The sequence below is a fragment of the Parazoarcus communis genome (assembly GCF_003111645.1).
Classification (GTDB): Bacteria; Pseudomonadota; Gammaproteobacteria; order Burkholderiales; family Rhodocyclaceae; genus Parazoarcus; species Parazoarcus communis_A.
In genome coordinates, this window is record NZ_CP022187.1 from 1,150,241 (window position 1) to 1,169,658 (window position 19,418).

Genomic DNA, 19,418 nt, shown 5'->3' on the forward strand with positions numbered 1-19,418 from the left:
GGGTGGTGGCAAGCAGACCGATTAGGTCAAAAGTATTACAAAAAAGCAATACGGTCGAGTAACTCGGTACGGTTCCGCATTCGATCCCCGCGCACCCCCTGCAGGCCGGGCCGATCAACGCCCGTGCCAGTAACGTGGATGGCGTTCGCGACTTGCCGTTGCAGTGACGCCGTCTGCATCCACCTCCAGCGTGATGCTGCCCTGACTGTCGGTGCGGTAGCTGCGCGCCCCTGCCACCGCCCAGCGCGTCCAGACCGAAGGATGGGGATGGCCGAAGCGGTTAAGGTAGCCCACCGAGAAAACGGCCAGCTCGGGCATGACCGCATCGACGAATGCATCGATGGACGACGAGCGACTGCCATGATGTGCGACGACGATGGCCGAGCTCGCAAGCGTGTCGCCGTGGGCCGCCACCAGCGTCTGCTCCGCCAGGTGCTCGACATCGCCGACCAGCAGCAATGAGCCGCCTGCGCCATGGATTCGCAGCACGCAGGAATGCTCGTTATTGCGCCGGGCCGGCAGCATCCCCGCCGCTGGCCAGAGCACATCGAAGCCCACGCCATCCCACTCCCATGTGCGACCGGCGGTACAGGCCTCACCCGGCCAGCGGGCCAGACCACGGAGGGTCGATGCCTCGTCGGCGGCCAGAATGTGCGTCACCGCCACCGCATCCAGCACGCTCTGCGTGCCACCGACGTGATCGGCATCGTCATGCGACAGCACCAGACGGTCGAGACGGCTCACGCCAAGCGCCCCCAGATAGGGCGCCACCACGCGCATCCCGGCATCACTCGCACCATAGGCCGGACCGGTGTCGTACACCATGTCGCGGCTCGCGGTCTGTACATGAACCGACAGCCCCTGCCCCACATCGAGCACCACTGCCCTGAACTGACCCCAGTCGGGCCGCGGCGCCTGCCATGAAAGCAAGGCCGCCATCACCGCGAGGGCAGCGCCGCGGCCGGGTGTCGCAGCAGGCAGCAGCAGAAAGAGAGCAGCCACGCATCCGGCGACGATCATCCATTCCGGTGGCTGTGCCTGCTGCCACAGTGCCACGGGCGAATCGGCCAGCCACTCGAGCACATGCAGCATCCACCCACTTACCGTGTGTGCGGGCAACAGCAGCACGGGGCTGGGACACAGGATGGCGCCCAGCGTCAGCGGCGTAATCACGAAGCTGACGAGCGGAATCGCGATCGCATTGGCAACGGGCGACACCAGCGAGAACGCATTGAACAGGGCAAGCAGCGCCGGAATGGTGGCAAACGTGATCGCGAGCTGGATCCGAACCGCCATGCGCCAGCCGGAGTCCGGGCGCACACGTCCGCCAGCCAGCAGCAGGATGACGGCAACGGCGCCGAACGAAAGCCAGAACCCGGGGGACAGCACCGCCCATGGATCGATCAGCACGACGCACAGCAGCGCAAGCGCCAGCACCCGGCCAGGCGCAGACTCGCGCCCGAGGAGCAACGCGACCACTGCCACGATCAGCATGATGAGCGCACGCTGCACCGGAATCCCAAGGCCGGCCAGCAGCGCGTAGCCAAGAGCGGCAATCAGGGCCGCAGTCGCCGCGGCCTTGCGCACCGGAACCCGCAGCGCCAGCCACGGCACCCGCCGCCACACCTGCGCGCACAGTCCGCCGATCATCAGACCGACCAGGGAGATGTGCATGCCGGAGATCGCCACAAGGTGCGACACGCCGGTGCGGCGGAACACCTCCCAGTGCGCAGGGCTGATCGCCCCCTGGTCGCCGACCGCAAGCGCAATCAGTATGCCGGCATGAGGGGCATCGGGCAGCGCAGCGCCGATGGCATCGCGAATGTGGGCGCGCAGGCGGTGCACGCCATGCATGAAGCCGCCGGCATCCGCATCCAGCCTGAGCGCCTCGTTCGGGTTCCGCACATAGCCGGTGGCACGAAGGTTTCGTTCCAGCAGCCATGCTTCGTAGTCAAAACCGCCCGGCACTGCGTTGCCATGAGGGCGTTTCAGACGCACCACGAAGTGCCAGCGCTCACCAGGCGAGACATGGGGCAAGGGCGCATCCTCGTCGCGCGGCCGATACCAGGACAACAGCACCCGACCCGGCACGCCGGCATCGGCCTCCTCGACCTCGAACACGAAACGCACGTCTTCGCCCACCGCCTGCGGCAGCTCCGCGACGACACCGGTCATCGCCAGATCCCTGCCCTCCAGGTTGTGCAGCAAGGAATCGGCGAGGCGGACATTCGCCCGCGCCGCGGCATACAGGTAGCCGGAACCGGACACCGCAAGCGTCGCGATGGCGATCAGCCCCCAGCGAACAAGTCCTGTGCACCGGACCACAGGCCGCTGAAAAGCAGCAAGCATGAGCACCACCAGGCATGCCACGCAGGTAATGGTGAAGGGCACGTCGAGGCGCGGGAGGGCGGCTTGCTGCTGCAGCCACCAGATGCCGAGAAGGAAGGCGACACTTGCCATACGCATAAACACGGATCATGCCCGCAGCCGCCGTCTGCCGGCAAGATCAGGCGCGGTGGCCGCTGCGCTAGAATGGGCGGACACCATGCGAAAATCACTGAAACGATTCCTGCCCAAGCACGAGGCCGTGCGCGAAAACCGCTGGCTGCGGCCATTTTCCGGCACGCTGCTGCACCCCAGACTGTGGTACCTGAACCGTCACTCGGCAGCGGGCGCGGTGGCTGTGGGGCTGTTCTGCGGACTGATTCCCGGCCCGCTGCAAATGCTCGGCGCGGCGATCTGCTGCGTGGTGCTGCGGGTGAACCTGCCGCTGGCGCTGATCATCACCCTGTACTCCAACCCGCTGACCATCGTGCCGCTCTATGTAGCTGCCTTCGCGATTGGTGATGTCGCGCTCGGCAGCACTGGCTCGGTGGCATTCAGCGCACCGCCGGAACTCGTCGGCATGGATATCACCGGCTGGATCGGCGCAATGATCCAGTGGATGGCGGGTCTCGGTAAGCCGCTTGCGCTCGGGCTGGCGCTGCTCGCTGCGAGCCTGTCGTGTGCCGGCTACTTCATCGTGCGCGGCACGTGGCGGATCTGGCTGATCCGCCAGTGGCGGGCCCGGCAGCTGAACCGTGCCCCCAGGCAGCGCGACACGGGCTGAGCCTGCGCAAACCCCACGCTCAGACCAGCAGTCCGTCCTCAAGCCGCAGGCTGCGCTGGGTGCGGCGCGCCATTGCATCGTCGTGGGTGACGATGACAAAGCTGGTCGACAGGCGCTCGTTGAGCGACAGCATGAGGTCGAACACGCTCTCTGCGGTGCGGCGGTCGAGGTTGCCCGTGGGTTCGTCCGCCAGTACGCAGGCGGGCTCGGTGACCAGCGCACGTGCAATCGCCGCACGCTGACGCTCGCCACCCGACAACTCACCGGGCGCATGATCGAGGCGATGCGACAGGCCGACCTCGCGCAGCATCGCAGCCGCGCGTTCGTTGGCTTCTGCCGGGTTCATGCGGCGGATGTATAGCGGCATCGCCACATTTTCGAGCGCCGAGAACTCCGGCAGCAGGTGGTGAAACTGATAGACGAAGCCAAGCGCACCATTGCGCAGCTGCCCACGGGCCGCGTCGGACATCTTCGAGAAATCCTTGCCCATCAGTCGCACCGTGCCCGCACTCGGCACATCCAGCCCGCCGAGCAGGTGCAGCAGCGTGCTCTTGCCCGAGCCCGATGCGCCAACGATGGCCAGGCGCTCGCCGCGCGCCACCGACAGCGTCACGCCGCCCAGGACTTTCACCGCATCCGCACCCTCGCGGAACTGCTTCTCCAGACCGTCACAGGCGAGCACGGGCTCATGCGCCGACAGGCTTGCCGATCCGGCTGCCGCCCGATTCGTGGTTTCACTCATAGCGCAGCGCCTCCGCCGGATTCACCTTCGATGCGCGCCAGCTCGGATACAGCGCCGCCAGCAGCGTCAGCGTGAACGACACGGTCAGAATGCTCACCACGTCGCTCATCAGCACCTTCGAAGGCAATTCGTTGATGTAGTAGATTTCCTTGTTCCACAAGGTCGCGCCGGTAATCGTTTCCAGCGCGGGAATGACCACATCCAGGTTGTGCGCGATCGCCAGCCCGCCGAGCAGACCCGCCACCAGCCCGACCAGGCCGATGATCGAGCCCTGCAGCACGAAGATGGTCATGATCGATCCGGGACTCGCGCCCAGCGTGCGCAGGATCGCGATGTCGGCGTATTTCTCCTGCACCGCCATCACCAGCGTGGACACGATGTTGAAGGCCGCCACACCGACAATCAGGAACAGGATCAGCGTCATCATGGTTTTCTCCAGCGCCACGGCGCGGAAGAAGTTGGCATGGCTGCGGGTCCAGTCGTTGATCATCAGGCCGGGCTCTTCGATGTACGTCACCAACTCACGCGCGACGCGAGGTGCAGCGAACAGATCGTCGAGCTTGAGCCGGACCCCGCTCACCGCATCGCCCATCCGGTAGAGGGCCTGGGCGTCGGCAAGATGGATAAGCGCCAGCCCTGAGTCATATTCGTACATGCCGGCTTCGAAGATGCCGACCACCTCGAACTGCTTCACCCGCGGCAGCACCGCCGCCGGCGTCACCAGCCCCTGCGGTGCGATCAGCGTCACCTTGTCGCCGAGGCCGACGCGCAATGCCAGGGCCAGATCGCGGCCAAGGATCATGCCGAAGCGCCCCGGTTGCAGCGCCTCAAAGCTGCCCGCCTTCATGTGCTGACCGAAGTCCGCCACCGTGTCTTCAAGCGCGGGAATCACGCCACGCACCATCGTGCCGCGCACCGCCTCGTCAAAGGACAGCATGCCCTGCTCCTGCACATAGGGCGCAGTCGCCATCACCGACTTGTGACGGCGGGCCTGTTCGCCAACCTGCTGCCAAGAGCGCAGTTCTCCGTCCAGGCTCTGCACCTGCACGTGCGACGCCACACCGAGGATGCGGGTGCGCAACTCCTCCTGAAAGCCGTTCATCACCGACAGCACCACGATCAGTGCCGCCACGCCAAGGGCAATGCCCAGCATCGATACCAGCGAGATGAAGGAGATAAAACGGTTCCGCCCCTGCGCCCGCTTGCGTGAGCGGGTATAGCGCAGGCCAACCAGGAATTCATAGCGCATCGGAAATGGGTTCGAGAGTGTGAATTGTTGTTGTGCTCAGAAAGCGGGACGGCTCACCTGTCCCGCATCGCGCGCTTGCCGCCTGCAACCGGTTTGCGTGAGGGCTGACGTTTTCCGCCGGCCGTGCGCTCGGGCTGACGCCCGGCACCCGGACCAGGTTTGCGCGCAGGACTGCCAACCGGCGCCGCCGAACGACCTGCCGGCGCAGGGCCCGCGGGCTGATGGCGCGGCACCAGGCACCTGGGCCCGGAACCGATCAGGTCGGCGCGACCCATGCGCATCAGGCCTTCGCGCAGGATCGGCCAGTTCTCCGGGTCGTGCCAGCGCAGGAAGGCCTTGTGCAGCTTGCGGATACGGCCCGTACGCACGGTTTCCACCACTTCGGAATCGGCCGAGACTTTCTTCAGCGGGTTCTTGCGCGAGTGGTACATCGCGGTGGCGATCGCCATCGGCGTGGGCAGGAAGGTCTGCACCTGATCGAGGCGGAAATCGCGCTCCTTGAGCCACAGCGCAAGGTTCAGCATGTCCTCGTCGGTCGTGCCCGGGTGAGCGGCGATAAAGTACGGCACCAGGTGCTGCTTCTTGCCGGCTTCCTTCGAATACTTCTCGAACAGCTCACGGAAGGCCTCGTAGGCGCCCATGCCCGGCTTCATCATCTTCGACAGCGGGCCATCCTCACTGTGTTCGGGCGCGATCTTGAGCAGGCCGCTGACATGGTGCGTCACCAGTTCCTTCACATACTCGGGCGAACGCACCGCCAGGTCATAACGCAAACCGGAGCCGATGGTGATCCGCTTCACGCCGGGAATCGCGCGCGCCTTGCGGTAGAGCTGGATCAGCGGCCCGTGGTCGGTGCCAAGGTTCTCGCAGATGCCCGGATACACGCAGGACAGGCGACGGCACGAGCGTTCTATCTCCGGATCCTTGCACGCCATGCGGTACATGTTCGCGGTCGGCCCGCCGAGATCGGAGATATGTCCCTTGAAGTCGGGCGACTTGTCGCGGATCTCCTCGATCTCGCGCAGGATCGAAGCTTCGGAGCGGCTCTGGATGATGCGTCCCTCGTGCTCGGTGATCGAGCAGAAGGTACAGCCGCCAAAGCAGCCGCGCATGATGTTGATCGAAAACTTGATCATGTCCCAGGCCGGAATCCGCGCGCCGGCATAGGCCGGATGCGGCTGGCGGGCGTAAGGCAGCCCGTAGACGAAATCCATCTCCGGCGTGGTCAGCGGAATCGGCGGCTGGTTGAGCCACACATCGCGCGCGCCGGGGCCTTCGCCATGAAGCTGCACCATCGCCCGGGCGTTGCCCGGGTTGGACTCGAGGTGAAACACCCGCGAGGCGTGGGCATAAAGTACCGCGTCGTCCTTCACTTCTTCATAGGACGGCAGACGCACAACGGTGTGCTCACGCTGCGCACGACGGCTGGCCACACGCTCTTCGCGGCTCACGATACGTACTGGTTGGGCGCCATCGGCTGCCGCCGCAGGTGCGGCCGCGGTGGGCTCCATCGAATACGGGTCGGGGTGCGAGTCGATGCGCCCGGGGCGGTCAATCGCGGTCGATGCGGTCTCTTCCCAGCCTTCGGGGCGCGAGCCCGGTTTGACCATGAAGGCAGTACCGCGCAGGTCGCGGATCGACTCGATCGGCTCACCGGCATCCAGCCGCTGCGTCAGCGCCACCAGCGCGCGCTCGGCATTGCCGAACAGCAGGATGTCGGCCTTCGAGTCGGGCAGCACCGAGCGTCGCACCTTGTCCGACCAGTAGTCGTAGTGCGCAATCCGCCGCAGCGATGCCTCGATGCTGCCGATCACCACGTTCACGCCCGGAAAGGCCTCACGCGCACGCTGCGCATACACGGTGACCGCACGATCGGGCCGCTTGTTGGGCTCGGCGTTCGGCGTATAGGCGTCGTCGGAGCGGATCTTGCGGTCGGACGTATAGCGGTTGACCATCGAATCCATGTTGCCAGCGGTAATGCCGAAATACAGCCGTGGTTTGCCCAGTGCCCGGAAAGGCTCTGCCGAATGCCAGTCCGGCTGGCTGATGATGCCAACGCGAAAGCCGTGGGCCTCCAGCAACCGGCCCACCAGAGCCATGCCGAAGCTGGGGTGGTCGAGATAGGCGTCACCCGTAACGAGGATGACGTCGCACGCATCCCAGCCGAGCTGTTTCATCTCGGCGCGGGACATGGGCAGGAACGGGGCCGGCTTGCGGCGGGACGCCGAGACCGGAAGAATCGAAGGGGAAGCACTCATGATGGGCGCCATTGTATCGGTCCTTGGCCTTTGGCCATCGTTCCTGCTTGCACCTTTTTACCAATCAAAGCCAGACCTTCATCCGGTTCGGCTCCATTCGGGACGCCGCGCAGCCAAGCGAGCGGCCCGCACATGCTAGACTCGCCCGGCTCCATCCTGTGGCACATCCATGCAGATTCACCTTGTTCTCCCCGGCCTGCTGTGGCCCAGCGCAACCTTGCTCGGCCCCGCAGCAGACCTTGCCCTGCCCGGCCTGCATCAGTTGCTCGGATACGGGCAGCGGCAGATTGCCGACTTCGAACCCTTCGACCGCCAGATCGCACGCCTGTTCGGCCTCGACACCGATCCCTTGCCGCTGGGCACCCTGCGCCGCCTCGGCGAACCCGCGACGATGCCCGCAATCGACGAAGACGGCGATGGTGAGTGGCTGTGCGCCGACCCGGTCAACCTGTCCTTTGCCCGCGAACATCTGCTGCTGGGCGAGTTTCCCGCCGATGACATCAGCGCCGCTGAAGCCGACGAACTGGTTGCCGCGCTCAACGAGAACTTCGCCGACATCGGTCGCTTCGAAGCCAGCACCCCGACGCGCTGGTATGTGCGTCTGGCGCAGCCCACCCGCGCAAAGCTTTATCCACTGCACGACGTGGTCGGACGCCCGATCAAGCACTTCCTGCCCGAAGGCGATGATGCCCGGCTGTGGCAGCGAACCCTGAACGAAGTTCAGATCGTGCTGCACAACCACCCCGTCAGCCAGGCACGTGAAGCCGCCGGACGACGCCCGGTGAACAGCCTGTGGTTCTGGGGCGCGGGACAATTAGAGACGGCGCCACGCACACCGATGGCAGCCGTCCAGGCCAGCGACCCGGTGAGCATCGGTCTTGCACGCGCGGCCGGTGCGCAGAGTTCGGCCCCCGACCCGGCTCAGGCTTTGGCGCAGGACACGCTGGTGGTGCTTGACACGCTCTTGCGGCCTTCGCTTCAGCTCGATCTCGACACGTGGCGCAACGGCCTCGTCGCGCTCGAACGTGACTGGTTCGGTCCGCTGGCCCAGGCTTTGCGCAGCGGTCGGCTGCAACAACTGACACTCAGCGCGCCGGGCGACCGCTCCACGCTGCAGCTTCGCGCCGGCGCGCGCGACCACTGGCGCTTCTGGCGCAAACCGCTCACGCTCGACGCGCTCCTGAAATCCATGGCGCCGCCACCCGCGGTGCAGCCCACGCCCGATCAGCCCACGCAATGACCCGTATCCAGACCCGCGAAGTTTCTCAGCGCACCGTTTCGGCACTCGCCGATGCCGGCATCCACCCCCTGCTTGCCCGCCTGTACGCCGGCCGCGGCATCCGCAACAAGGGCGAGCTCGACACCTCGCTGCGCGCCATGCTGCCGCCGGACGCGCTCACCGGCACCCGTGAAGCGGCGCAACTGCTCGCCGACGCAATCGAGGCCGGCGCGCGCATGGTGATTGTCGCCGACTACGACTGCGACGGCGCAACCGCCTGCGCGGTGGGCGTGCGGGCGCTGCGTGCCTTTGGTGCCGACGTGCATTACCTCGTGCCCGACCGCGTCACCCTCGGCTACGGCCTGACCCCGGCCATGGTGGAGATCGCCGCGCGGCTCGAACCCGATGTGCTGATCACCGTCGATAACGGCATCGCCAGCGTCGAAGGGGTCGCCGCCGCGCGCGCGCACGGCATGGCCACCGTGATCACCGACCACCACCTGCCGGGCGAGACACTGCCCGAGGCGGACGTGATCGTGAATCCGAACCAGCCCGGCTGCGACTTCCCCAGCAAGGCGCTGGCCGGCGTCGGCGTGATGTTCTACACCATGCTTGCGCTGCGCGCCGAGCTGCGCGAGCGCGGCGCCTTTCAGGGCAGCAAGGAACCCAACCTGGCCGATCTGCTCGACCTCGTCGCGCTCGGTACCGTGGCCGACGTGGTCAAGCTCGATCACAACAACCGCATCCTGGTTTCGCAGGGCCTGCAGCGCATGCGCGCGGGCCGCATGCAGCCGGGCGTGCGCGCATTGTTCGCGATCGCCAGCCGCGATCCCTCGCGCGCCAGTGCCTTCGACATGGGCTTCGCCCTCGGCCCCCGGCTCAACGCTGCCGGCCGTCTGTCCGACATGAGTCTCGGCATCGAATGCCTGATCACCGACGACCCCGGCCGCGCAATGAACATGGCCCAGGAACTCGACCGCCTGAACCGCGAACGACGTTCGATCGAAGCCGGCATGCAGGAAGAGGCCCTGCTCCGCCTCGAAGGCTTCGATGCCGGCAACAACGCCAGCATTGCGCTGTTCGAGCCCGACTGGCACCAGGGCGTGGTCGGCATCGTTGCCGGCCGCATCAAGGAAAGGCTGCACCGCCCCACGATTGCCTTCGCCCGCAGCAGCGACGGCGAGCTCAAGGGCTCGGGCCGCTCGATTCCCGGCCTGCATCTGCGTGATGCACTCGACCTCGTCACCAAGCGCGAGCCGGACCTCATCGTGCGCTTTGGCGGCCATGCGATGGCGGCCGGTCTCACCATCAACGAGTCCGCGCTCGATCGTTTTCGCGACGTCTTTGAGGAGGTGGTCAGCGGCCTCGTCGATCCGGCCGACCTGCAGCGCCGCATCGAAACCGACGGTGCGCTCGAGTCCGGATACATGAGTCTGGAATCAGCCCGCATGCTCGATCAGGAGATCTGGGGCCAGGGTTTCCCGGCACCGGTCTTCGACGACGTTTTCCGCGTCGAGCGTCAGCGCCTGCTGAAGGACAAACATCTCAAGCTCGAACTGTCGCGCGGCGGCACACGGTATGACGCGATCCAGTTCAATCATGCCGACGGCGCGCCTGGCGATATCCGCGCTGCATTCAAACTGGCGATCAATGAATACAATGGCGTATCCAGCGTGCAGTTGATGCTGGAACACTTCGAAGCTGCCTGACGCAAAAACAAGGCAGCAATTCCCCCGACGACCTGACATCCCGGAGACCAGACCATGGCCTACGACAACAACAACGTTTTTGCCCGCATTCTGCGCGGAGAGCTGCCCTGCCAACGGCTTTACGAAGACGAGCATACGCTCGCCTTCCTCGACATCATGCCGCAGTCGGAAGGCCACACACTGGTGTTGCCCAAGGAGCCGGCGGAGTTCATCACCGAAATGAGCGACGCCTCGCTCGAGGCCACCATGCTCACGACGCGCAAGCTGGCGCGTGCGGTGCAGACGGTGACTGGCGCGCCCGGCCTGCTGCTGTCGCAGTTCAACGGTGCGGCTGCCGGCCAGACCGTGCCGCATGTTCACTTTCACATCATTCCGCGCTTTCCCGACCAGCGCCTGAAGTCGCACGGCCGCGAAAAGGCTGAGCCGGCCGAGCTTGCCGCACTGGCCGAGCGCATCATCGCCGAACTCGCGAAGTCTGCCTGAGCACGCGGCCCGGCCGCACACCCCGGATCAAGACTTCGGGATCTTGTCGGCCATGCGCTGAATGTCATCCACCACCACCGACAGCGCGTTGGTGGAAACGAGCACCTCCACCAGCGACAGCACCAGCGATACCGCCAGGGTGACGATGCTGACGCCGAACATCAGCTTTCCCGCCGCCTCGCTGTGCACGAACAGCGCCAGCATCGACAGCGCGCACATCAGAAAACTGAGCACCCCGAAGGACTGCATGTACTGAATCATCGTGATGCGCCGCTTCAGCCCCGGAATCTGCATCATCACCACCGGGCTGCTCGGATCAGGCGAGGCATGCAACTGCCGGATCACCTGCGCCAGACTCAGAAAGCGGTTGGTATACGCCAGCAACAGCAGCGAAATGGCGGGAAACAGCAGGGCGGGCGTGGTGAGATCCATTACTTGGGGCCGATGCGGGACATTGAGGCCACAGTCTACCTCTTCCACCTGCAGTCACGCCTCATTCAGAGAAGCGGCAACCGTCGTACCAAGGGCCTCGGGGTGTCACTGCGCGGGGCTGTCGAGAGCGCCATTGCCAGCGGTGCTGCGGCGGAAACACGGCGGCGCATGTCTGAGGGCGCGCAGCGACCGAGTTTGCGCCGACGCCGCCGCAGTGCCGCTGGCAATGGGAAGCCGAAGGCCGCGAACGTCTGCCCCGCGCGGTGACGCCCCGAGGCCCCAGCACCGGACCCCAGCGCCAAGCCCAACCCAGCCTACAGCTCACCCCCCCATCTTCTGCCCGAATCCACGCCCTTCCCCGGTATAATGCCCGGTTTTCCGCATTGTCCCCCGGAGCTGTAAATGGAAGCAGAACGCCAGAACGCCATCGCCGAAAAACTCGCCGACCTCGCAGCCCGCGGTCGCGAACTCCGGAGGTATCTTTGACTACGATGTGAAAGCATCGAAGCTCGAAGAAGTTAACCTCGCGCTGGAAGACCCCACCGTCTGGGACAAGGCCGAACGTGCGCAGGAGCTTGGCAAGGAAAAGCGCCAGCTTGAGGACATCGTCGTCACCCTGCAGAACATCGACCAGCAGTCGAAGGATCTGAAGGACCTGTTCGAACTCGCCGAAGCTGAAGATGACGACGAGACCTTCGTCGCCGTCGAAGAAGACCTCGGCGACCTCGAAGCCTCGGTCAACAAGCTCGAATTCCGCCGCATGTTCAGCAACCCGATGGACCCGAACGCCTGCTTCATCGAGATCCAGGCCGGCGCCGGCGGTACCGAAGCCCAGGACTGGGCCGGGATGCTCGAACGCATGTACCTGCGCTACGCCGAAAAGAAAGGCTTCACCGTCGAACTGATGGAAGAAACCGAAGGCGAAGTCGCGGGTATCAAGAACTGCACGATCAAGGTCAGCGGCGACTACGCCTACGGCTTTCTGCGCACCGAAACCGGCATCCACCGCCTCGTGCGCAAGAGCCCGTTTGACTCCAACGCGCGGCGCCACACCAGCTTCACCTCGGTGTTCGTGTTCCCGGAAGTGGATGATTCGATCGAGATCGAAATCAACCCCGCCGACCTGCGCGTCGACACCTACCGCGCCTCGGGTGCCGGTGGTCAGCACATCAACAAGACCGACTCCGCCGTGCGCATCACGCACGAACCGACCGGTACCGTTGTGCAGTGCCAGAACGACCGCTCGCAGCACAAGAACCGTGCCGAAGCCATGTCGATGCTGAAAGCGCGTCTGTACGAACTGGAGTTGCGCAAGCGCCAGTCCGAACAGCAGAAGCTGGAAGACTCCAAGAGCGACATCGGCTGGGGACACCAGATCCGCTCCTACGTGCTCGACCAGTCGCGCATCAAGGATCTGCGCACCAACTACGAAGTCGGCAACACCCAGGCCGTCCTCGATGGCGACCTCGACGACTTCATCGCCGCCAGCCTCAAGCAGGGCGTCTAAGCCCACGCCGGACAGGCCGGTCATCATGACCGGCCTGTGCAGTGCCTCCCTATGATCGATCCCGACCTCTCCGACTTCCTCGCCGCAGGCGTCACCACAGATGACGTACCCGAACTCGCGCCGCTGCTGGCCGCACGCGGGATTGTCGGCACCTTCATCTCGCTGTTTCGCGGCTCGGATGCCGAGGTGTTGCTGCGCCTGCTGGTGCTGCGCGAGATCGGACAGGAAGCCGACGCCCCGCGCTGGTCGCCCGACACCTTGCGCCGGCGGTTCTCCTACCTCGACCCGGTCAAGCTCGAAACCGTGCTCAAGCGCCTGCGCGAGCACGACCTGCTCGCATTCGCAGACGACGGCCTCTATCACCTGTCGGACATGGGCCGCAACGCGGTTGCCGCGCTGTCGATGCTGCTGCGTTTCAGCGCCGAGGAAGACGCCGAGCTCGGTTTTCTCACCGCGCAGCTCGCCGGCCTCAGCGCCACCGGCAGCATCACGCCCGACGCCCTCAGCCACCTGTTGTCAAAACTCAACGACCTCACCTGGCACTTCGAGGAGGCCATCGCCTCGGGCTCGGAATTCCGCATCGTCACCGCCCGCAGCCGGCTCAAGGCCAACGGCCGCTGGCTCGACCGCGGCACCGGCATCCTGCGTGAGCTGCTCACCGACCCCGAAGTCGATTTCGAGATTGCCCGCGTCGCCCAGCGCATCGGTCTGGCGCAATCCCGTCTCGCCCGGGTGGACGCCGCTTTCCAGCGCGCGCTCAACAAGATCGAGACCCAGCGCGTCACCCTCGGCGGCTCGGGCATTTCCTCGTCCGACGTCTCGGCCTGGCTGCGCCATCAGGATTCGGCGCGCCTGGCCGACCTGATCCTCGGTGCGCTCGAAGCTGCACCCGCGCCCGCCTTCCTCGCCGGCGGCCACGAACTGCTGGATCGTGCCGAAGCCGCGCTGGGTGCCGACGCGCACGAGAAAGCCGCCACGGCCGAACTGCCCGCGGCGCACGACGCACCGACCTCGATCGCACCCGAACACGAAGACCTGCGCCTGCTCGAACACTTCGGCCATCGCCTCGAACAACTGCAGCAGCCGGCGCCCCTGCACACCATGGTGAGCGGCGGCGGATTCGCTGCGGCAAGTTACCGCCTGTCGCTGCTTGCACTCCTCGCAGATGGCGGCGAGGGCGGCCCGGCGGACGGCCCCGTCAGTCAGTTCATGCGCCTGCCGCTGCAGATCGAATTCACCGACCAGCTGGTGGATGTCGACGAGGACGAAATTGCACGCATGACCGCAGGCGAGATCCGCCCCGCTCAAGGCAGCGCCCGCCCCGCGGACGCCCCCTCCGCCACGGAGACATGATGGAACACGAACTGCAAACCCTCACCGCGCGCCTGCTCAACCATCGCTGGCTGCCGCGAACCGACCGTCTGGTGCGCCGCGCGCTGGTGGACGAAACCTTTCGCCTCGATCTCGACCGTCGGCTTGCCGCCGTCGGCCTGCGTCTGCTCGACAACCCTTACGCGGCGCATGTCGCGGTGGGTCTCAATGCCGACATGCACGAACCGGTGTTCGGTGCCACCCGCGAATACGCCGCCAGCAACCTCGGCCTCACCCGCGACGAGATCGCCCTGCTGGTCATCATCTGGTCGCTCATCGTGCTGCCCAAGCGCGAGCGTCAGGTCACCCGGCGCGACGTCATCGACGACGGCCAGAGCGACATGTTTGGCGGCGACAAGCCGGTGCCGCATGGCGACTCCGTATCCGCCGGCCTGTCCGAGGCCTCGCTGATCGCGGACTTCGGCGCCCGCCTCGGTGGCAAGACCAAGGTGCGCAACTTCGCCCTCGGCAAGCTCGCCCGCCTCGGCTTCATCGAACGCCGCAACGGCCAGATCCTCGAAGGCCCGCTGCTCGACGTCGCCCTCGATTACCGCCTGCTCGCGGACCGCATCATCCACGGCACCCTGGCCGACGTGCTGGCCGAAGCCGGCCACGAAGTACCCAACGCGAACGCGCTCGACATCGCCGACGTGCTCCCCGACGACGACCTGCCCGACGAAGACACGGAAGACTGATCACGATGTTCCACATCAAGACGCTCGAACTCGTCCACTGGGACTACTGGCGCCGCTTCAGCCTGCCGCTGGACGCCCAGATCATCACCATCGTCGGCCCCAACGGCTCGGGCAAGACCACCCTGCTCGACGCCATGCGCACGCTGTTCGCGCTGCGTTGCTCGGGCAAGCGCGACTTCCGCCGCTATGTGCGCCGCGCCGAGCGCAGCTTTGCGTGGATTCGCGCCGTGGTCGCCAACGTGCCCGGCACCAACGGGCGCCGCCCCTTCTTCCCGTGTCTCGCCGACGAAGTCACGCTCGCCTGTCGCATCCGCAAGAGCGGGGGCGAATGGACGCGCGACTACGCCATCATCGACGGCAACCTGTCCATCGAAGAACTCGAAACCTCGAGCGACTGGACCGGCCTGCGCGACTACCAGACCCGGCTCGCCTGGGGCGGACTGACCCCCGCCATCGCCAAGGTGCTGTCGCTCGAACAGGGCGACACCGACAAGCTGTGCGAGTACTCGCCCAAGGCCCTGCTCGAACTCGTTTTCGATGTCTTCGGCGACAAGGAAGTGCTCGACAACTACGCCGCTGCCCGCGAGGAACAGAAGAACGCCGAACGCGAAATCGAATCGCTCGGTATCGACCTCGACCGTCTGCGCGCCCAGGCCGAAACCAAGCGCCTCGAGGCCGATCGCTTTCTGGAGTGGAAGCAGCTCAGCGATGAGATCCACGCCCTCGAAGCCGAGATCGTGCCGCGCCTCGAATGCGCGGAGCTCACCCGCGAGATTGCTACCGAGCGCGACGAACTGCTGCGCCTCAACCGCGAGCGCGCCAGCAAGCTCGCCGAGCAGCGCGATGCACGTACCCGTGTCGCAGACATCCAGACCGAACAGCAGGCCGCAGCCGCTGAACGCAACCGCCTCAAGCAGCACGACAAGGACGCCGAACAGCGCCACCTGTCCGCTCACGACCGCGTGCGCGACCTCGAGAAAACACTGGCCGAGCGCGACGCCCTGCGCACGCAGCTTGCCACCGAGCACGGCGCCGACGCCGTTGCGCTGGAGAAAGAACACGAAGCCGCCGACGCCACCCTGCTCGCTCTGCGCCGCAAGGAGCGCGAACTGCTCGCCGCCTTCGAGGAAAGAACCGAACATCTGCGCGCTGCCCGCAGCCGCAGTGGCCCGCCGGGCGACGTCGAGGTCAGCCGCTTTCGCGCCACCCTGTCGGCCGAAGGCATTGCCCACCAAGGGCTGGCCGAAGTCGTCGAAGTCACCGATCCCGCGTGGCAGGTCGCCATCGAAGCCATCCTTCGCCCCTACCGCCACGTGATCCTGCTCGAGCGAGAATCCGACCGCTACGCCGCATGGGCACTCGGTGAGCGCGAGCGCTTCCGCCACTTCGTCGTGCCCGAGCGCGAAACCGCACCACCGCCGCGCCCGATGAGCCTGGCCGAAGTGGTCAACTTCAGCGCACAGGTGCCGCGCTGGCTCACCGACCTGCTCAACCGCATCCGCCGCGTCGAGGACGCGGAATCCGCCCGCGACCTGCCGCGCGAGCAGGAATGGATCACGCGCGATGCCTACCACCGCGAACGCCGCGGTGCGCGGCACCTTGGGCGCCCGCACGACTTCCACTTCGGCGAACTCGCCCGCCAGTCGCGCATCGACGACCTCGAAGACGAAATCGCCCAGCTCGACAAGCAGCTGCAGGCCATCCGGCCCAGGCTCGACGCGGCCAGCGACAAGCTCACCGGCATCCGCCAGCGCCTGCTCGGCCTGCAATCCGCCCAGCTGCTCGCGGCCAACACCGAGAAATACGCCAGCGCGGAAGCCGAACTGCCCGCCGCCACCAAGGCCCTCACCGAAGCCATCGCAGAACGTGCCGACACCCGCGGCGCACTCGACGAAGTGGCCGAGAAGCTGCGCGGCATCGAGATCGAACTCGACCGCCGCAACCGCGAACAAAAAGCCGTCGACCTGCGTCTGGCAGACATTGCGCGCGAACACGCCCCGCGTCGTCACGCCCAGGCCCAGCGCATCATGAAGCTGCGTCGCCGCCGTCGCGGCATGCCCGCGCACTGGATGGACCACGCCGACATCGCGCTGCTCGCCGACAAATACGGCGACGCCCGCGGCGCCCGCCTGCAACTCGAGCGCCTGCACCGTCACCTCGACGAAGGTGACTGGATCACCGACATCTCGGTGCTCACCCTGCGCGACCGCATCACCGCCGACCTGCGCACCCGCGAACGCGACTACGGCGACCGTCAGGCCTACTGCGCCACCGCCAGCCGCCACACCGACGAAGCCCGCGCCGCCTACATCGCCAAGCTGCGCGCCACCGTGCGCCAGTACGGCAAGAACCTGAAGTCGCTCGGTGACCTCTCCAACGTCAGCGTCGACTGCCCCACCCCGCACCTTGAGAACGACGACGTCTCGCTTGGCGCCGCCGGCCTCGAAGTGCGCTTCGACTTCGACCGCAAGGGCGCAGTCGGCCTCAATGACGGCGAAGCCTCGGGCGGCCAGCAGGTCATGAAATCCCTCATCCTGCTCATCGCCCTGCTGATGGACGACGCCCGCCCCGGCGGCTTCGTCTTCATCGACGAACCCTTCGCCCACCTCGACGTCGCCAACATCGACCGCGTCGGCACCTTCCTGCGCGCCACCCGCGCGCAATACCTCATCACGACGCCGGTAACGCACAACGCAAACGTGTTCGCGCCCGCGCAACTGACGCTGGTCACGCGGAAAAAACCCCCTGCAGAAGAATGGGCACCGCCGATCGGCGTACTGACGCGCGAACTGTAAACCAAAGAACCAAAGGGGTCAGAACCAAAGGGGTCAGAGTCGTTTGATCGGTCAAATCAAACGACTCTGACCCCTTTGATCCTTCACCGGGTTGAATCGACAAGCTCTTGTTCAAACCTGCCTTGTGAGTCGATGCAGCTTTGTTACCTCTTGACTGGATTCGGCGTAAAGTGGGTTAGCTTGGAACGGAGCCCAGATACCATGAAAAGACCGTCGGCGCCTGCCGGACTGTCGAGCCTGATTGCCGCCCCAGCCAATGATGCTACGTTGCTGACTGCTGACAAGGCCTTGCGGCGTTCGGAGGCAAGATATCGACGCTTGTTTGAATCGGCGCAGGACGGTGTCTTGTTGATCAACGCCAAGACAGCTGAAATTGAAGACGCGAACCCGTTCCTGATCGACCTGCTTGGCTACTCGTTCAACGAATTGATGGGCAAGAAGATCTGGGAGCTTGGCGCTTTCAAAGACACCGCTCTGAACATGGAGGCTTTCGCGGAACTCCAGACGGAGCATTACATTAGATACGACGACCTGCCCTTGGTCGCCAAAAATGGTGCCAAGTACCACGTTGAGTTTGTCAGCAATCTCTATGACTGCGAAGGGATTGACGTCATACAGTGCAACATACGTGACAACACCAAGCGGCATGTTGCGGAAATTGCGCTGAAGGCAGCCACCCGTGCTCTGAAGATGCTCAGTGAAAGCAATATCGCCTTGCTGACCTCAAAGTCAGAATCGATTCTGCTGCAAGAGTATTGCCGTATCGCGGTGGAGACGGGCTGCTACCTGATGGCATGGGTAGGATTGGGAGAAAATGGCCCTGAGAAAAAAGTCAGCATTGTCTCCTCTTTCGGACGAGTGGACGGGTACCTGGATATCGTCGATACAGATTGGGCAGACTCGCCCAGCGGAGATGGTCCCGCTGGGCGTGCGATCCGCACTGGCGAGGTGCAAGCTATCGATGACATCTCCGCAGATGCATCGGCAATTCCATGGCGCCTTGAGGCGATAAAAAGAGGCTATCGTTCGCTGATCGCAATACCGTTCAAGCTTCCCGATGATTCGACGGCCTGTTTGACTCTCTACGGTTCGAACTGCGACGTCTGGTCGCCTCCCGAAATCAGGTTGTTGCGGGAAATTGCCAGCGACCTCGAATTCGGCATCTCCGCTCTGCGCACTGCGGTTGCGAACGTCGCGTATCAGGTGAACCTGAGAGAAAGCCTGGAACAGACGATTCAGGTCATCGCCGACACCACCGAACAGCGAGATTCATATACGGCAGGTCACCAAAGGCGCGTTGCGCAGATCTGTTCAAGGATAGGCGCCGAACTGGGACTATCCGAAGATCGTGTGCATGGCCTTCATCTGGCGGCCTCTATTCACGACATGGGAAAGATCGGCATTCCTTCAGAGATCCTATCCAAGCCTCGGAAATTAACCGATTTGGAGTTCCGCTTGATCAAGGAGCATGCGCAATTTGGTTTCAATATCATGAAAAGCGTGAACTTTCCCTGGCCAATCGCGGAGATCATCCTTCAACATCACGAGCGCATCGACGGCTCGGGTTATCCCAGAGGGCTGAAGGGGGCCGACTTGTTACTAGAGTCCAAAATTCTTGCCGTAGCCGATGTTGTCGAGGCCATGGCCTCACACAGGCCTTACAGGGCCGCACTCGGGATAGAAGCGGCACTGACTGAGATCACTACGCAACGCGGTATCACCCTGGATGCCGAGGTCGTGGATGCTTGCCTGCGAATCTTTCAGCAGCAAGCCTTCCGAATCGAAGACTGACACAGCACGCTCTGCCCCCTTTGGACTACTTCTTGACCGTTGGAAACAACAACGGGCA

At 64.9% G+C, this 19,418-nt stretch carries 14 protein-coding genes; 9 read left to right on the top strand and 5 right to left on the bottom strand.

The window, feature by feature from the left end; translation table 11 throughout:
- Positions 1–114 precede the first annotated feature (114 nt).
- Positions 115–2,466, bottom strand: a complete 2,352-nt coding sequence (locus CEW83_RS05325) for a DNA internalization-related competence protein ComEC/Rec2 (RefSeq protein ID WP_108948408.1) — start codon at positions 2,464–2,466, stop codon at positions 115–117.
- A gap of 79 nt (positions 2,467–2,545) precedes the next feature.
- Here CEW83_RS05325 and CEW83_RS05330 point away from each other — a divergent pair, with 79 nt between their 5' ends.
- Positions 2,546–3,109: a DUF2062 domain-containing protein gene (locus CEW83_RS05330; RefSeq protein WP_108948409.1), complete on the top strand. Its 564-nt coding sequence runs from the start codon at positions 2,546–2,548 to the stop codon at positions 3,107–3,109.
- Positions 3,110–3,128: 19 nt separating this feature from the next.
- Here the strand turns inward: CEW83_RS05330 and lolD are convergent, their stop codons facing one another.
- Genes lolD through CEW83_RS05345 form a run of 3 tightly spaced genes read right to left on the bottom strand, consistent with a single transcriptional unit; the run spans position 3,129 to position 7,292 of the window.
- Complete coding sequence (gene lolD, locus CEW83_RS05335; RefSeq protein ID WP_108948410.1) at positions 3,129–3,851, bottom strand: lipoprotein-releasing ABC transporter ATP-binding protein LolD; 723 nt, start codon at positions 3,849–3,851, stop codon at positions 3,129–3,131.
- Positions 3,844–5,100: a lipoprotein-releasing ABC transporter permease subunit gene (locus CEW83_RS05340; RefSeq protein WP_108948411.1), complete on the bottom strand. Its 1,257-nt coding sequence runs from the start codon at positions 5,098–5,100 to the stop codon at positions 3,844–3,846. The genes lolD and CEW83_RS05340 overlap by 8 nt, the downstream gene beginning before the upstream one ends.
- Before the next feature lie 53 nt (positions 5,101–5,153).
- A complete protein-coding gene (locus CEW83_RS05345; protein ID WP_234419059.1) occupies positions 5,154–7,292 on the bottom strand; it encodes a YgiQ family radical SAM protein in 2,139 nt (712 codons plus the stop codon).
- A gap of 235 nt (positions 7,293–7,527) precedes the next feature.
- Here CEW83_RS05345 and CEW83_RS05350 point away from each other — a divergent pair, with 235 nt between their 5' ends.
- From CEW83_RS05350 to CEW83_RS05360, 3 genes are read left to right on the top strand one after another with little or no spacing between them, the layout of a single operon-like run.
- On the top strand, positions 7,528–8,598 hold the full coding sequence (locus CEW83_RS05350; protein WP_108948412.1) for a hypothetical protein: 1,071 nt from the start codon (positions 7,528–7,530) through the stop codon (positions 8,596–8,598).
- The gene (recJ, locus tag CEW83_RS05355; RefSeq protein ID WP_108948413.1) at positions 8,595–10,286 is read left to right on the top strand and encodes a single-stranded-DNA-specific exonuclease RecJ; all 1,692 of its coding nucleotides are present in this window, start codon (positions 8,595–8,597) and stop codon (positions 10,284–10,286) included. Before CEW83_RS05350 ends, recJ begins: the two co-directional genes overlap by 4 nt.
- 54 nt (positions 10,287–10,340) lie before the next feature.
- Complete coding sequence (locus CEW83_RS05360) at positions 10,341–10,769, top strand: HIT family protein (protein WP_108948414.1); 429 nt, start codon at positions 10,341–10,343, stop codon at positions 10,767–10,769.
- Positions 10,770–10,796: 27 nt separating this feature from the next.
- Here the strand turns inward: CEW83_RS05360 and CEW83_RS05365 are convergent, their stop codons facing one another.
- Complete coding sequence (locus tag CEW83_RS05365) at positions 10,797–11,201, bottom strand: DUF2721 domain-containing protein (RefSeq protein WP_108948415.1); 405 nt, start codon at positions 11,199–11,201, stop codon at positions 10,797–10,799.
- A gap of 402 nt (positions 11,202–11,603) precedes the next feature.
- Between CEW83_RS05365 and prfB the strand changes: the two genes are divergently transcribed.
- The 5 genes from prfB (at position 11,604) to CEW83_RS05395 (ending at position 19,360) form a co-directional block, all read left to right on the top strand.
- Positions 11,604–12,708, top strand: a protein-coding gene (gene prfB / locus CEW83_RS05375) for a peptide chain release factor 2 (protein ID WP_108948417.1) whose coding sequence is annotated in 2 segments (ribosomal slippage) — positions 11,604–11,684 and positions 11,686–12,708 — 1,104 coding nt in all. Because the reading frame shifts where the segments join, the coding sequence is not laid out codon by codon here.
- Between the two features lie 51 nt (positions 12,709–12,759).
- Positions 12,760–14,061: a hypothetical protein gene (locus tag CEW83_RS05380; protein ID WP_108948418.1), complete on the top strand. Its 1,302-nt coding sequence runs from the start codon at positions 12,760–12,762 to the stop codon at positions 14,059–14,061.
- The gene (locus CEW83_RS05385; protein WP_108948419.1) at positions 14,061–14,774 is read left to right on the top strand and encodes a hypothetical protein; all 714 of its coding nucleotides are present in this window, start codon (positions 14,061–14,063) and stop codon (positions 14,772–14,774) included. Before CEW83_RS05380 ends, CEW83_RS05385 begins: the two co-directional genes overlap by 1 nt.
- A gap of 5 nt (positions 14,775–14,779) precedes the next feature.
- Positions 14,780–17,569: an ATP-binding protein gene (locus tag CEW83_RS05390; protein WP_108948420.1), complete on the top strand. Its 2,790-nt coding sequence runs from the start codon at positions 14,780–14,782 to the stop codon at positions 17,567–17,569.
- Positions 17,570–17,770: 201 nt separating this feature from the next.
- Entirely contained in the window at positions 17,771–19,360 is a 1,590-nt protein-coding gene (locus CEW83_RS05395) for an HD domain-containing phosphohydrolase (RefSeq protein ID WP_108951224.1), read from the top strand.
- Positions 19,361–19,418 lie beyond the last annotated feature (58 nt).

Coding starts and splice junctions, on each gene's coding strand:
- CEW83_RS05345 (WP_234419059.1), bottom strand. CDS start 7,292: ATGTCCCGCGCCGAGATGAAACAGCTCGGCTGGGATGCGTGCGACGTC.
- CEW83_RS05380 (WP_108948418.1), top strand. CDS start 12,760: ATGATCGATCCCGACCTCTCCGACTTCCTCGCCGCAGGCGTCACCACA.
- lolD (WP_108948410.1), bottom strand. CDS start 3,851: ATGAGTGAAACCACGAATCGGGCGGCAGCCGGATCGGCAAGCCTGTCG.
- CEW83_RS05340 (WP_108948411.1), bottom strand. CDS start 5,100: ATGCGCTATGAATTCCTGGTTGGCCTGCGCTATACCCGCTCACGCAAG.
- recJ (WP_108948413.1), top strand. CDS start 8,595: ATGACCCGTATCCAGACCCGCGAAGTTTCTCAGCGCACCGTTTCGGCA.
- CEW83_RS05385 (WP_108948419.1), top strand. CDS start 14,061: ATGGAACACGAACTGCAAACCCTCACCGCGCGCCTGCTCAACCATCGC.
- CEW83_RS05390 (WP_108948420.1), top strand. CDS start 14,780: ATGTTCCACATCAAGACGCTCGAACTCGTCCACTGGGACTACTGGCGC.
- CEW83_RS05325 (WP_108948408.1), bottom strand. CDS start 2,466: ATGCGTATGGCAAGTGTCGCCTTCCTTCTCGGCATCTGGTGGCTGCAG.
- CEW83_RS05365 (WP_108948415.1), bottom strand. CDS start 11,201: ATGGATCTCACCACGCCCGCCCTGCTGTTTCCCGCCATTTCGCTGCTG.
- CEW83_RS05350 (WP_108948412.1), top strand. CDS start 7,528: ATGCAGATTCACCTTGTTCTCCCCGGCCTGCTGTGGCCCAGCGCAACC.
- CEW83_RS05395 (WP_108951224.1), top strand. CDS start 17,771: ATGAAAAGACCGTCGGCGCCTGCCGGACTGTCGAGCCTGATTGCCGCC.
- CEW83_RS05360 (WP_108948414.1), top strand. CDS start 10,341: ATGGCCTACGACAACAACAACGTTTTTGCCCGCATTCTGCGCGGAGAG.
- CEW83_RS05330 (WP_108948409.1), top strand. CDS start 2,546: ATGCGAAAATCACTGAAACGATTCCTGCCCAAGCACGAGGCCGTGCGC.